This is a genomic window from Alcanivorax sp. 24 (assembly GCF_004360225.1).
GTDB classification, from domain to species: Bacteria; Pseudomonadota; Gammaproteobacteria; order Pseudomonadales; family Alcanivoracaceae; genus Alloalcanivorax; species Alloalcanivorax xiamenensis.
The window spans coordinates 181640-194662 of record NZ_SNUA01000008.1 but is presented as its reverse complement, the minus strand read 5'-3'; the positions used below and the strand labels follow the sequence as shown (position 1 = coordinate 194662).

12 protein-coding genes are annotated in these 13023 nt (G+C 62.2%); 9 read left to right on the top strand and 3 right to left on the bottom strand.

The window, feature by feature from the left end:
• Positions 1-424 precede the first annotated feature (424 nt).
• Positions 425-880 (bottom strand): Spy/CpxP family protein refolding chaperone, encoded by a 456-nt coding sequence (locus tag E0L37_RS13005; protein WP_133492146.1) that lies wholly within the window; start codon positions 878-880, stop codon positions 425-427.
• A gap of 190 nt (positions 881-1070) precedes the next feature.
• On the opposite strand from E0L37_RS13005, the gene E0L37_RS13000 reads away from it, so the two are divergent.
• From E0L37_RS13000 to E0L37_RS12965, 8 genes are all read left to right on the top strand, one after another.
• A complete protein-coding gene (locus E0L37_RS13000) occupies positions 1071-2984 on the top strand; it encodes an alkaline phosphatase D family protein (RefSeq protein ID WP_133492145.1) in 1914 nt (637 codons plus the stop codon).
• A 197-nt stretch (positions 2985-3181) separates the two neighbouring features.
• Positions 3182-3766, top strand: a complete 585-nt coding sequence (rsxA, locus tag E0L37_RS12995) for an electron transport complex subunit RsxA (protein ID WP_022996454.1) — start codon at positions 3182-3184, stop codon at positions 3764-3766.
• Between the two features lie 166 nt (positions 3767-3932).
• Positions 3933-4517: an electron transport complex subunit RsxB gene (gene rsxB, locus E0L37_RS12990; protein ID WP_133492144.1), complete on the top strand. Its 585-nt coding sequence runs from the start codon at positions 3933-3935 to the stop codon at positions 4515-4517.
• An 8-nt stretch (positions 4518-4525) separates the two neighbouring features.
• Positions 4526-7210, top strand: a complete 2685-nt coding sequence (gene rsxC, locus E0L37_RS12985) for an electron transport complex subunit RsxC (protein ID WP_240687470.1) — start codon at positions 4526-4528, stop codon at positions 7208-7210.
• A gap of 31 nt (positions 7211-7241) precedes the next feature.
• Positions 7242-8267 (top strand): electron transport complex subunit RsxD, encoded by a 1026-nt coding sequence (rsxD, locus tag E0L37_RS12980; protein WP_133492143.1) that lies wholly within the window; start codon positions 7242-7244, stop codon positions 8265-8267.
• Positions 8264-8911, top strand: a complete 648-nt coding sequence (gene rsxG, locus E0L37_RS12975) for an electron transport complex subunit RsxG (protein WP_133492142.1) — start codon at positions 8264-8266, stop codon at positions 8909-8911. The genes rsxD and rsxG overlap by 4 nt, the downstream gene beginning before the upstream one ends.
• Positions 8904-9617, top strand: coding sequence for an electron transport complex subunit E (locus E0L37_RS12970; protein ID WP_133492141.1), 714 nt, complete (start codon positions 8904-8906; stop codon positions 9615-9617). Before rsxG ends, E0L37_RS12970 begins: the two co-directional genes overlap by 8 nt.
• A 174-nt stretch (positions 9618-9791) precedes the next feature.
• Complete coding sequence (locus E0L37_RS12965) at positions 9792-10322, top strand: glycine zipper 2TM domain-containing protein (protein WP_133492140.1); 531 nt, start codon at positions 9792-9794, stop codon at positions 10320-10322.
• 234 nt (positions 10323-10556) lie between these two features.
• Here the strand turns inward: E0L37_RS12965 and gltS are convergent, their stop codons facing one another.
• Positions 10557-11732, bottom strand: a complete 1176-nt coding sequence (gene gltS / locus E0L37_RS12960; RefSeq protein WP_133492155.1) for a sodium/glutamate symporter — start codon at positions 11730-11732, stop codon at positions 10557-10559.
• Positions 11733-11869: 137 nt separating this feature from the next.
• Here gltS and nth point away from each other — a divergent pair, with 137 nt between their 5' ends.
• Positions 11870-12508 (top strand): endonuclease III, encoded by a 639-nt coding sequence (gene nth / locus E0L37_RS12955; protein WP_133492139.1) that lies wholly within the window; start codon positions 11870-11872, stop codon positions 12506-12508.
• 174 nt (positions 12509-12682) lie between these two features.
• Here nth and E0L37_RS12950 read toward each other — a convergent pair whose 3' ends face one another.
• Positions 12683-12997, bottom strand: coding sequence for a helix-hairpin-helix domain-containing protein (locus E0L37_RS12950; RefSeq protein WP_133492138.1), 315 nt, complete (start codon positions 12995-12997; stop codon positions 12683-12685).
• Between the last annotated feature and the right edge of the window lie 26 nt (positions 12998-13023).

Sequence of the window (13023 nt, the reverse complement as noted above, 5' to 3'; positions counted from 1 at the left end):
TCGGCGTTTGAAGGTGCGGGGTGGGGCCATATCTCCCACAGTCTGTACCCTAGGGTCAGAAGCCAGCCTGGTCCCTCCACCCCGACAAGTCTTCTCCTTCTAAGACTTGCCGGGAAACCATACAAGCTTGCTTGCAAGCGAATTGGGGGCCCGAAAGCCCATTCGCTTGCAAGCAAGCTCCCACAGGGGCGCTGTAGTGGCCGCCGAATTTGTGTCTCCAAGGCCAGAAGAGCACCATGCTTTCCGGTCACCTCGAAGCGGAGCCGCGTTACGCCTTTGCGGGACCCTGCTTCACGGCGTTCCCGCAAAGACGTAACGCGGCTCCGCTGTCCATGATGGAGGGCAATTCCAGTTCCCGACAAACCGCGATGAACCAAAAAAAACGGGCCAAAAGGCCCGCTTTTTTCGCCAGACAACCTCGCGTTTAGCGTTGTTGCTGCTGTTGTTGCTGCATCTGCTGCATACGTTGTTGCATCTGACGCTGCTGTTCCTGCATTTTCTTTTGCAGCTCGGCACGTTGCTCTTCGGTCATCACCGATTCCACCTGCGCTTGCAGCAGTACCGTTTTGCCGGTGATCTCGCCCATCACTTCACCCAGCTTTTTCGCCGTGCGAGTAATGTTGCGCTCGCTGTAGTCGGGTTTCACTTCACCTTGAAGCTTTTCCTGGAGGCTGCGGGCCTCGGTCTGGAGTTTGCGGACCTCCGCATCGGTGGACTGAATCAGACCACGGATTTCCTTTTGCTGATCTTCGGTCAGATTGACCAGGCTCGCCAGCTGCGCCACTTCATCCGGCTGCCCAGCCTGCTGCGCCTGGGCGGCCAGCGGCAAGCTCAGAGTCAAAGCGGTCAGGGCCACGCCGAGCAATCGAAAAAGTTTCATAACATCTCCATTGAAATTCATCTTCAGGTCCGATACGCCGTGTACCCTATCTCATTCCCCCCGGAAAAACGCGGTGTGGTATGGAAAACACGACACTTTTTACGCTTGTTCAACATCAGCGGTCCGTCGCCGGGACGGGCGCTATCCGTGATTCTCGCGACCTCGCTACCCTGCATGAGAAGGAGGGTTGATGTCCAGTACCCCGGAACTGCCAGCGGTCCTGGCCGGACCGATTCTAAGACGCCTGGAAGCACGGCGCCTGGTATTGTGGCTGGTGGCCTCCCATGGTCTGGCTTTGCGCCTGCAGCTGTTCGAAACGGACCCGCAGGGCACCCGGCCAGACCGGCAATACCCTCTGGACACGGAAAACTGCCGCAAGCTGCCAGTCGGCGCCGAGGCGGTATTGCATCTGATCGACCTGCCACTGAGCTCCACGTTGCCCGAGGGACAGGAAATCGGCTACGACCTGATCATAGACGGCCACGGAGCCGTGGCGGACTGGGCGCCCCACCTGCTGCATGCGAACCAGCGCCGCCCCAGCCTGGTATGGCGGTCGCGCCTTACCAACCTGTTGCATGGTTCCTGCCGCAAACCCCATCAATCCGGGCCGGACGGACTGGCCCGGGTTGATCAGGTGGTGGCGGACAGTCTGGGGAAGCCGGGTCAGCGCCCCAACCTGCTGTTGCTTACTGGCGACCAGATCTACGCCGACGATGTGGCCATGCCGATGCTCGCCACCATCCATACTCTGATTAAGCGGCTCGGGCTGATCGATGAAACCCTGGAAGGTGCTCGGGTTGGCGATAGCCAGGCGCTGTACCGGCATCAGGACGGCTTCCACCGGCAACGCCTGCTGCCGGCGGTGGAGAGCGGCCGCGCCCTGCGCAAACGCTTTTTCGGCGGCGTGCGCAAGCCGATCTTCACCACCGCCAGCGCCGACCGCCATCTGGTCACGTTCGCCGAGGTGATCGCGATGTATTTGCTGGCCTGGTCACCCATCCCCTGGAATCTGGCCGAGCCACGACCTCCCCTCCTGGACGGCACCGACCAGGAGCAGTATCAGCGCGAAGCGCGGGCCCTGGCCACATTCCGGAAACAGATGCCCGAGGTGGCCAGGGCCCTGGCCCATCTGCCGACTTTGATGATCTTCGACGATCACGATGTTACCGACGACTGGAACCTGACCGCCGACTGGGAACAGACCGCCTACGGCCAGCCCTTTTCGCGCCGCATCATCGGCAACGCGCTGATCGCTTACCTGCTCTGTCAGGGCTGGGGTAACGCGCCGGACCGCGTGACACCACTGATCGATGACGCCTCCGCGCTGCTCGGTGACGGCACCGGCACTCTGGTGATGGCGTCCCAGGACGCTCTGATCACCCGCCTGCTACGTTTTGAAGGCTGGCATTATCAATGGCCGGGCACGCCCAAACTGATCGTACTGGACACCCGCACCCGCCGCTGGCGCAGCGAGCGCCGCCCTACCCGCCCTTCAGGGCTGTTGGATTGGGAGGCGCTCTCCGAACTGCAACAAACCTTGCTCGGCGAGGAAGCGGTGGTGGTGGTGTCACCGGCACCGATGTTCGGCGTTAAATTGATCGAGACCGTGCAGCGGCTGTTCACTCTGATCGGCAAGCCTTTGATGGTGGACGCCGAAAATTGGATGGCGCACCCGGGGGCTGCCCGGGTTCTGCTGAACATCTTCCGGCACTCCCGCACTCCTGCCAACTATGTGATTCTGTCCGGAGATGTGCATTACTCGTTTGTTTACCGGATTCGGGTCCGTCACCGTGACGGCGGCCCGCGTATCTGGCAGATCACCGACAGTGGTCTGCGCAACCGTTTTCCGGAACGGCTGCTGGAATGGTTCGACCGTCTCAACCGATGGCTCTACGCTCCCTGGTCGCCGCTCAACGCCTTCACCAAACGCCGTCGGCTGGCGGTCACGCCCTACCGGCCCGATCCCCATGAGGCCGGCCGGCGTCTGCTGAACCGTGCCGGCATCGGCCGGGTCTGGCTGGATACCGACGGCGCTCCGGCGCGAATCCGACACCTGGGCGCCGATGGACGTGACGCCGAATTCAAGCCGGATAATCGGATTTGATCCAGAACAAGTCAGGAAAGGGCCATCACGGCATAATTGAACCCCAAGGGGCAATTTCTTATAACGAAACCATCGGAGAGATAAACAAAACCGTCTTGTTCGGCATATTTCCCTGTCCCATACTATGCCGCCGCCGGAAACCGGCGAGAAAAACAGGCCACGACGCCGCGGCGTCCAGCAAAAAACGGGCTTCTGCCATGACCGACTACCTGCTCATTCTTGTCAGCGCGGTGCTGGTGAATAATTTCGTGCTGGTCCAGTTCCTGGGCCTGTGCCCGTTCATGGGTGTTTCCAACAAGGTGGAGACCGCCATTGGCATGTCCCTGGCCACCACCTTCGTGTTGACGCTGTCGTCGGTGCTCGCCTACCTCACCTGGGCCTATATCCTCCAGCCGTTGTCACTGGAGTACCTGCGCACCATCAGCTTTATTCTGGTGATCGCGGTGGCCGTGCAGTTCACCGAAATGTTCGTCAAGAAGGCCAGCCCGCTGCTGTACCGGGTGCTGGGCGTGTTCCTGCCGCTGATCACCTCCAACTGCGCGGTGCTCGGCGTGGCGCTGCTGAATGTGCGCCAGGAAGACGCCACCTTCATGACCTCTCTGACTTACGGCTTCGGCGCCGCCCTCGGTTTTTCCCTCGTGCTGATACTGTTCGCCGCCATGCGCGAACGGATCGCCGCCGCCGACGTGCCGGAGGCGTTTCGCGGCCCCAGTATCGGCCTGATCACCGCCGGTCTGATGTCGCTGGCGTTCATGGGGTTTTCCGGGCTGGTGAAGATATGAAGACGCCAGACGCCAAACGCCAGACGCCAGACGCTGAAAACCGGGAACAGAAGCTCGCGGGGCTGCGGCTGCGCCCACGCCTTCAGGAAACACATCCAGGTTCGCCGCTCCCGATTGAGCGTCCGGCGTCCGGCGTCCGCCGTCCAGCGCATCTGGAGGCGCGATCATGATCACGATCCTGATTGCCATCGCTGCGCTGCTGGCGCTGGCCGCCGTGTTCGGCGGCGCGCTGGGTTTCGCCTCGGAGAAATTCAAGGTCGAGGGAGACCCCATCGTCGACCAGATTGATGCCCTGCTGCCGCAGACCCAGTGTGGCCAATGCGGCCATCCCGGCTGCCGCCCCTATGCCGAAGCCATCGCCAACGGCGAGGAGCACAACCGTTGCCCGCCCGGCGGCGAGGTCACGGTGGAAGCACTGGCCGAACTGCTTGGCCGCGAGGTGCTGCCACTGGACGACGATGGCAGCGAGGATGCCACGGTGAAGAAAGTGGCCTACATCCGCGAGGACGAGTGCATCGGCTGCACAAAATGCATCCAGGCCTGTCCCGTGGACGCCATTGTCGGCGCCGCCAAGCTGATGCATACGGTGATCGTCGATGAATGCACCGGCTGCGATCTGTGCGTGGAGCCCTGCCCTGTGGATTGCATCGACATGGTGCCGGTGGCTCCCACCCTCGGAACCTGGACCTGGCGACGACCGGCCGGTGCCGGCCAAAGCCCGGAACAACGGATCGACGTGGTAAACCTATGAAACGCCAGATGTCGGACTCCGGACGCCGGACGCTGGGGGTTTTCGCCGCTTTCAAGCATCTGGCGTCCAGCGTCCGGCGCCCGGCGGAAGTCCATGATTTTCCCGGCGGCATTCACCCGCCGGAGCACAAAAGCGAGTCCAACGCCACGCCGATCCTCCCCGGTCCGCTTCCCTCGCGGCTGGTATTGCCGTTGAACATGCACATCGGCGCCCCCGCCCGCCCGCTGGTCCAGGTCGGCGACAAGGTGCTCAAGGGACAGTGCCTGGCCGAGGGCAACGGCACCGTCAGCGCCCCGATTCATGCTCCCACTTCCGGCACCGTCGTTGCCATCGGCCCGCGCCCGATCCAGCACCCTTCCGGCATGGACGCCCCGTGCCTGGTACTGGAACCGGACGGCGAGGATCGCTGGGGAGACCGATCACCACTGGACGACCCCTTCGCGCTGAGTCCCGCTGAGTTACTGGAGCGTATCGCCGACGCCGGCATCATCGGCCTCGGCGGCGCCGGTTTTCCTACCTCCGTGAAGGTGTCACTGGGTGACCATCAGCGCGTGCGCGAACTGATCATCAACGGGGTCGAGTGCGAACCCTTCATTACCGCCGACGATCGTCTGATGCGGGAGAGAGCCGCGGACATCGTCCAGGGCATTCAGGTACTGCAATACCTGCTGAACCCGGACCGGACCCTGCTCGGCATCGAGGACAATAAGCCAGAAGCCATCGCCGCCCTGCGCGCCGCCGCCGTGGGCGCCGATATCGACGTCCGTGTGGTGTCCACCAAATACCCCTCCGGCGGCGAAAAACAGCTGATCCAACTGCTCACCGGCAAGGAAGTGGGCAGCGGCGGTCTGCCGATCCAGGTCGGCGTGGTGTGCCAGAACGTGGGCACCGCCTACGCTCTGAAACGCGCCCTGTTCGACGGCGAACCACTGATCAGCCGCGTCACCACGGTGACCGGGGACGCGGTGGCACGGCCCGGCAACTATGAGATTCTGCTCGGCACCCCGGTGGCGGAATTACTGCGGCACGCCGGTGTCGACGAGACCCGGCTGCAGCGGCTGGTGCTCGGTGGTCCGATGATGGGTTTCACCTTGCACAACCCGTCCATCCCTCTGGTGAAGACCAGCAATTGCCTGATCGCCGCCTCCGGCGACCTGCTGCCGGAACCGGAACCCGAACAGGCCTGTATTCGTTGCGGCGCCTGCGCCGAGGTCTGCCCCGCCAGCCTGTTACCCCAACAGCTCTACTGGTACGCCAAGAACGATGACCTGGAACGGGCTCAACAGCAGAACCTGATGGACTGTATTGAGTGCGGCGCCTGTGCCTATGTCTGTCCCAGCCATATTCCGCTGGTGCAATATTACCGCTACGCCAAAGGTGAGATCCGCACCCAGGCGGCGGAGCGGACCAAGGCGGACCGGGCCCGCGAGCGTTTCGAGGCCCGCCAGGCCCGGGTGGAAAAAGAACAGGCGGAGAAAGAGGCACGCCGCCGCGCGCGCCAACAGGCCAACCGCGCTCCCGCAGCCGCCGGTGACAACGCCGCTGCCCTCAAGCAAGCCTCGTTGGACGCCTCCAAGGCCTATAAAGCAGCGGTCAAGGCCGCCAAGGAAGCGGAAAACCGGGGTGATCCGGATCTGACCCGCTATCAGACCGAAGTGGAAAAGCGGAAACTCGCCGCGGATCAGGCAAAAGCCGCCGTGCGCGACGCCGGCAAGGCTGCGCCGCCGTCCACCGACACCCACCCCAAGGCCGAGGCGGACCTCAAGAAGCAGGTCGCCGACGCCTCCGCCGCTTACAAGAACGCTCTGCGCGAGGCCAAGGCCGCGCTGGCGGAAGAACGGGAAGACGCCGCCGCGCTGCAAAGCCGGGCGGAATCCCTGAAAGCGGAAGCGGACCGGCTCAAGGCCGCCCTGCGAGACGCACGTACCGGGCAGCCCGCCAGCGCCCCAACGGCCGCCGTGGATCCCGTGGAGGCACTGAAAAAGGCCGTGGCCGAGGCCTCCTCCGCCTACAAGACCGCGGTGAAGGCGACCAAGGAAGCGGAACAAAACGACACCGATGACGCGGCCCGGCTGCGCGACGAAGCCGATCGCCTGAAAGCCAGGGCGGACCAACTCAAGCAACAACTGCGCGACGCCAAGGCCACGGCGCCCGCCACACCAAAAACGGCGCCCCCTCCGGCTACCGCTACCGCGCGGACAACCGCCGAACCGGCCAGCACCGCCGGCCAGGCGTCTGACAGCGACGAAGACGCGGCCAAACGGCAAAAACGCCTGAATGCCTTGAAGACCGCCTACAAGATGGCGCACAAACAATACAAGGAAGCCCATTCCGCCCTCGACCGGGCCCGCCGTGACGGCGCCGTGGACCTGGCCGCGATGGAAGCCCGGGTGGAGAAGCTCAAGGCCAAAGCCGATCATACCCGCGATGCCCTGGACGCCCTGATGGACGAAACCAAGGCGTCGCTGCTGGCCCACACCGGCAAGGATCTGAAAACCCTCAAGCTGGACGCAGCCCGCGCGGAAACGGCTCTGCGGGACAAGAGTGACGAGTTGAAACACCTGCGCGATACCGCCGACGAAAACACTCTGAAACGGCTGGCCTCGGAGCTGGGCACCCTGGAACACGACGCTCACCTGGCGCGGCGGGCCCTGAAGCAAGCCCTGGAAGAACACGGACTGGCGGAAGAATGAACCCTATCGGAACACCAGGAGCGCAACGCACATGGCGCTGATCAACGCCTCCTCGCCGCACACACGTGGTCCCGCCGACACCGGCACGGTGATGCGCCAGGTGATCTACGCCACCCTGCCCGGGCTGGCGATACTGACGCTTTTGTTCGGCATCGGCACTTTGCTGAACGTCGTCTGGGCGATACTGGTGGCGGTCCTCTGTGAAGCCGCCATGCTGCGTGCTCGCGGCCGCCCCGTCGCTTTGTACTTGCGCGATGGCAGCGCCGTGGTCACCGCCGTGCTGCTGGCTCTGGCATTGCCCCCCACCGCGCCCTGGTGGCTGACGTTTATCGGCGTGGCGTTCGCCATTATCGTCGCCAAGCAGTTATACGGCGGCCTGGGCATGAATCCATTCAACCCGGCCATGGTCGGCTATGTGCTGCTGCTGATCTCCTTCCCGGTGGCGATGACCAACTGGGTCGGCGGCGCCCCCTATCGCACCCCCGATGTTCTGGAAAGCGTATTCCAGTTCCTCGGGCAGGGCGCGCTTGACGGCCTCTCCGGGGCAACCCCTCTGGACACCTTTCGCACCTTCGCCGGCAACGCCGATGCGCTGGATCGTATGATTGTTCTGCATGGTCGCTGGGCCGGGCTCGGCTGGGAATGGGTCAATCTGGCGTTTCTGCTTGGCGGGCTATACCTGCTGTTCCGTCGCGTGATCGGCTGGCATATTCCGCTGGCCTTTCTCGCCGGCCTCGCCGTACCGGCGCTGATCGCCTGGCAAATCGACCCTTTGCGTTATGCCGATCCGCTGTTTCATCTGTTTTCCGGCGGCACCATGCTCGGCGCCTTTTTTATCGCCACCGATCCGGTCAGTGCCGCCACCAGCTCACGCGGGCGTCTGATCTACGGCGCGCTGATCGGCCTACTGGTCTGGGTAATCCGCACCTATGGCGGCTATCCGGACGCGGTGGCGTTCTCGGTGCTGCTGTTGAATCTGGCGGCCCCGTTCATTGACTACTACACCCGGCCACGCACTTATGGCCACCAACGCGCCAAGCGGGGGGCCGGCTCATGATTGGCCAGGCGATTACCCGCAACGCGGTGATTCTCGGTCTGTTCGCCATCGGCACCGCCGCCACTCTGGCACTGACCAACCAGGCCACCCGGCAGCGGGTGGAGTGCAACCGGCAAACCGCACTGGCGGACGCGCTGGCCCAGGTGATGCCACCGGCCCGGCACGACAATCCGTTGTTGGACGACAGCATTACCATCACCGCCCCCTTGCTGGGCCATGGTGAGCATCCCCTCTACCGCGCCCGTCTTGGCGGCGAGGCCAGCGGCGCGGTACTGGAAGCGGTGGCGCCGGACGGCTACGGTGGTGATATCCGTTTGATCGTCGGCGTCGACCGCGACGGCACTGTACTCGGCGTGCGCGTGGTGCCGCCGCATAATGAAACACCGGGGCTGGGTGATAATATCGAAATCCGCAAATCCGATTGGATTCTGGGATTCAACGGCGCTTCCCTGGAGCAGCCGTCCGCTTCGGGATGGGCCGTGAAAAAGGACGGCGGCCAATTTGACAGTTTCACTGGTGCCACCATCACCCCCCGGGCGGTGGTCAGCGCCGTGCATGGCGCCCTGCGTTACTATCAGGCGCACCGAGATGAGGTGTTCGAGGCGCCCGCCCAGGCACGGACAACGGAGAGCTGTGATGGCTGACGTGGATTACGGCAAGATCACCCGCGATGGATTGTGGAATAACAATCCGGCCACCGTACAGATTCTCGGTCTGTGCCCGCTGCTGGCGGTGACCGGTTCGGTGGTCAACGCCCTTGGTCTGGGCCTGGCCACCCTGGTGGTTCTGATGGGATCCAACGCCGCCGTGTCGCTGATCCGTCACTACGTCACCGACGCCGTACGGTTGCCCGCCTTTGTCATGATCATCGCCGCCATGGTGACGGTGATCGAGATGCTGATGCAGGCGTTCACCTTCGAGCTGTACCAGATTCTCGGGATCTTTATCCCACTGATCGTGACCAACTGCACCGTGCTCGGACGCGCCGACGCTTTCGCCAGTAAACACGCGCTGCTGCCAGCGGTGACTGACGGTTTCATGATGGGCCTGGGTTTTCTGATCGTGCTGGTGATTCTCGGCGCGCTGCGTGAGGTGGTTGGCGCCGGCACCCTGTTCGCCAACATGCAATTACTGCTCGGCCCCTGGGCGGAACAACTCCGCATGGAGATCATCCCGGACTACGGCGGCTTCCTGCTCGCGGTCCTGCCTCCCGGTGCTTTTCTGGGACTGGGCTTGATCATCGCCGGCAAAAACGTCATCGACAAACGGATGAAGGCCGCCAAACTGCGTCGCGAGTCCCCCTCGTCCTCCGGCAGCCGTCGCGTCCGCACTACCGGCAAAGTCAGTTGATCGAAACCGGCGAGTCACGCCGGTTTCACCCTTTTTTCGCTTGAAAACCCACGTTAATAGCCAAAAATTTGGTGTGCCGCCTGTCGCGATTTTACTACTGTTAAACAACGACCCCGCCAAAATTCACGATAATAGGGCCATACAACGGCAAACTTTAATAAAAGGAGACCTCCCATGAAAAGTGCAGCCCTTGTCGCTTTGACCGTCGTGGGTACCGTTGCCGTGGCCGGGATCGGATATGGCGCCTACCAGGCAATAGCCCCAAAGCAGTCCGGCTATGCCGAGGTGACGAACGTGGAACCCATCGTCAAGAAATGGCAGGAACCCCGTGAGGTCTGTCAGGACGTGGCGGTACAACGTCAGGCTCCGGTGAAGGATCAGCATCGTATCACCGGTAGCGCTATTGGCGCCGTGGTCGGCGGCGTGATCGGCCATCAGTTCGGCGGCGGCAGCGGCAAGGACGCGGCCACCGCGGGCGGTGCCATCGTCGGCGGTATCGCCGGCAACCAGGCGCAGAAGAAAATGCAGCAGAACAACACCGTCACCAGCACCGAGCGACGCTGTAACACGGTCATGGATGACAAGAGTTCGGTGGAAGGCTACGAGGTCACTTACCTGTTCGATGGCAAGGAAGACACCATCAAGATGGACAACAAGCCGGGTGACCGGCTGCGTATTGAAGACGGCCACGTCATCACCCAGTAAAGACGCAAAACCGAAAAGCGCTCGCTATAGAAAAGGCCGCTGGAAAGGATTCCAGCGGCCTTTTTTCAGTTGACAGTTGATAGTGGACAGTTGACAGCGGAAAAATAAAAACAGGAATATTGCAAACACCTAACGAACCCCATTCGCTTGCAAGCAAGCTTCCCACAGCGGCTAAAGATCAGGCTGTTTTGTCTTTTCGCTGTCAACTGTCCACTATCAACTGTCAACTGCTTCTCAGCCTCCAAGCACAGAGACGAACCCCTGAATAATGGTGGCGTTGACGATATCGACGATGAAACCACCCACCACCGGGATGATGATGAAGGCCAACGGCGAAGGACCGTGGTGCTGCGTCACCGCCTGAATATTCGCCACCGCCGTGGGAGTGGCGCCCATGGCGAAACCGCAATGACCGGCACACAGCACCGCGGAATCGTAATTGCGGCCCATCACTCTGAACGTGACAAAGACAATGAAACTGACCGCCAGCGCCACCTGAACCAACAGCATCGCAAGCATAGGCAGCGCCAGATCCACCAACTGCAGCAATTGCAGACTCATCAAGGTAATCGCAAGAAACACGCTCAGCGAGGTATTGCCCACCATCTCGATGGTGGCGTCGTTCACCGGCCATAAGCGCCGGGCCAGATTACCCAACAGGATACAAACGAACAGCACCCAGACGAAGGTCGGCAGACGCACCCAGTCCTGGGCATGGTGTTCGGCCACGGTACCCACCACCACACCAATGGACAACAACATGAGGATACGCACCACGCTGGCGGCGGCGATCGGACGGGGCTGCTCCGCGCCATCGTATTCGCCATCTTCACGGCCGGCGGGCACCTGCAGTCGATAGCGCCGAATCAGCATCATCGCCAGGGGCCCACCCAGCAAGGCACCGAATACCAGACCAAAGGTGGCGGATGCCGCGGCCAGTTCGCTGGCCCCGCCAATCCCGAAATCATTGCTGAAGACCTCGCCCCAGGCAATGCCGGTGCCATGGCCGCCGGTCATGGTGATCGAGCCTCCCAGCAGGCCATAAAACGGTGACAGCCCCAGCAGTTTGGCCATCAGAACACCGACCACATCCTGCAGGAACACCAGAATGATCACCAGAATCGCGAACACCACCATCGGCCAGCCGCCCTGGCGCAACAAACGAAAATCCGCGGCCAGGCCCACGGCTCCAAAGAAAAACAGCATGGCCGGCCCTTTCAGCGCATCGTCAAAGGTCAGCGATACGCCCGACAACTGCAGAGCCGTCACCAACAGCGTGGCAAGCAGCCCGCCCACCACCGGTTCCGGCATATTGAGATCGGACAGAATCCGGAATCGATGAACCAGCAACTGCCCCACTACCAATACGATGAGGGCCACCATCAGAGTTTCCATGGCGGAAAACTGCATACTCACTCCCTTTTCCATCGCCCTCTGAACCGGCGGGTACGGGCAATCTGATTTTGACGCGGGAATGCCCGGTTCGTTCCGACGTGGCGATAGCGCGCTGATTCGCTATACTGCGGCGATCTGATTCAGGAGCAGGCATGAATCGCGAGAAACGCACGGAAATTTTCCGCCGTCTGCGGGCTCAACGTCCTCACCCCACCACGGAACTGAACTACGACACCCCTTTGGAGTTACTGGTGGCGGTGGTGCTGTCCGCCCAGGCCACCGATGTTGGCGTTAACAAGGCCACTGATCGCTTATTTCCCGTGGCCAATACGCCGGAAGCGATCCTGGCATTGGGCGTGGACGGTTTGAAGGAATACATCAAAACCATCGGGCTGTTTAATTCCAAGGCCAATAACGTCATCAAACTGTGCGAGCAGTTGCTCGCCTTTCATGGCGGCGAAGTACCGCGTGATCGCGCCGCCCTGGAGGCGTTGCCCGGCGTCGGCCGCAAAACCGCCAACGTGGTGCTCAACACCGCTTTCGGTGAACCCACCATTGCCGTGGACACGCATATTTTCCGGGTGTCCAATCGCACCCGCATCGCGCCGGGGAAAAACGTCAACGAGGTGGAGCAGCGTCTGCTCCGGGTGGTCCCGGAGGAATTCAAACGCGACTGTCACCACTGGCTGATCCTGCACGGGCGCTACACCTGCGTGGCTCGCAAGCCTAAGTGCGGTGAGTGCATCATCGCCGATCTGTGCGAATTCCCGCGGAGTCAGCGGCCGGTGTAAGCCCATCCGTATCCTGGTGCCAGCCCGCCCTATACGTAGGCACATCCAGCGCTGATTCGCTGCCAAGGCAGCTTCCCACAGCGGCTCCGTGGTCCTCCTCTGTGGGAAGCTGCCTTGGCAGCGAAAGACCTGCTATTACCATGGCTCCCGGACAAGCCGGGAGCCTGGTTTCACTTACAACGTCAGCCGGTCGCGGATCGCCTGCAAGGTTTTCTCACCAATGCCCTTGATCGCCAGCAACTGCTCCACATCCTGAAAAGGCCCTTCCTGTTCCCGCCAGGCAATGATCGCCTCGGCGGTCTTCGGACCGACGCCCTTGAGCAATTGCAGCTCCGCCGACGTGGCCTGATTCAGGTTGATGGTTTGTTCCACCACCGCCGCAGCCGTGGCGCTGTCCATCGCCGGATCCTCCGCCGCCTGAGCAGTCTGGGTCCAGACCGCCGCTCCCAGCAACGCCGCCACCAAACACAATGCACGATAGAGTTTCATTCCCTTCTCCTTAAAGGTTTGTTGTT

Bases quoted from the DNA above. Each gene is read 5' to 3' on its own strand.
- rsxG (WP_133492142.1), top strand. From the start codon at position 8,264: ATGATTGGCCAGGCGATTACCCGCAACGCGGTGATTCTCGGTCTGTTC.
- rsxB (WP_133492144.1), top strand. From the start codon at position 3,933: ATGATCACGATCCTGATTGCCATCGCTGCGCTGCTGGCGCTGGCCGCC.
- gltS (WP_133492155.1), bottom strand. From the start codon at position 11,732: ATGCAGTTTTCCGCCATGGAAACTCTGATGGTGGCCCTCATCGTATTG.
- rsxA (WP_022996454.1), top strand. From the start codon at position 3,182: ATGACCGACTACCTGCTCATTCTTGTCAGCGCGGTGCTGGTGAATAAT.
- E0L37_RS12965 (WP_133492140.1), top strand. From the start codon at position 9,792: ATGAAAAGTGCAGCCCTTGTCGCTTTGACCGTCGTGGGTACCGTTGCC.
- rsxC (WP_240687470.1), top strand. From the start codon at position 4,526: ATGTCGGACTCCGGACGCCGGACGCTGGGGGTTTTCGCCGCTTTCAAG.
- E0L37_RS13005 (WP_133492146.1), bottom strand. From the start codon at position 880: ATGAAACTTTTTCGATTGCTCGGCGTGGCCCTGACCGCTTTGACTCTG.
- rsxD (WP_133492143.1), top strand. From the start codon at position 7,242: ATGGCGCTGATCAACGCCTCCTCGCCGCACACACGTGGTCCCGCCGAC.
- E0L37_RS12970 (WP_133492141.1), top strand. From the start codon at position 8,904: ATGGCTGACGTGGATTACGGCAAGATCACCCGCGATGGATTGTGGAAT.
- E0L37_RS12950 (WP_133492138.1), bottom strand. From the start codon at position 12,997: ATGAAACTCTATCGTGCATTGTGTTTGGTGGCGGCGTTGCTGGGAGCG.
- nth (WP_133492139.1), top strand. From the start codon at position 11,870: ATGAATCGCGAGAAACGCACGGAAATTTTCCGCCGTCTGCGGGCTCAA.
- E0L37_RS13000 (WP_133492145.1), top strand. From the start codon at position 1,071: ATGTCCAGTACCCCGGAACTGCCAGCGGTCCTGGCCGGACCGATTCTA.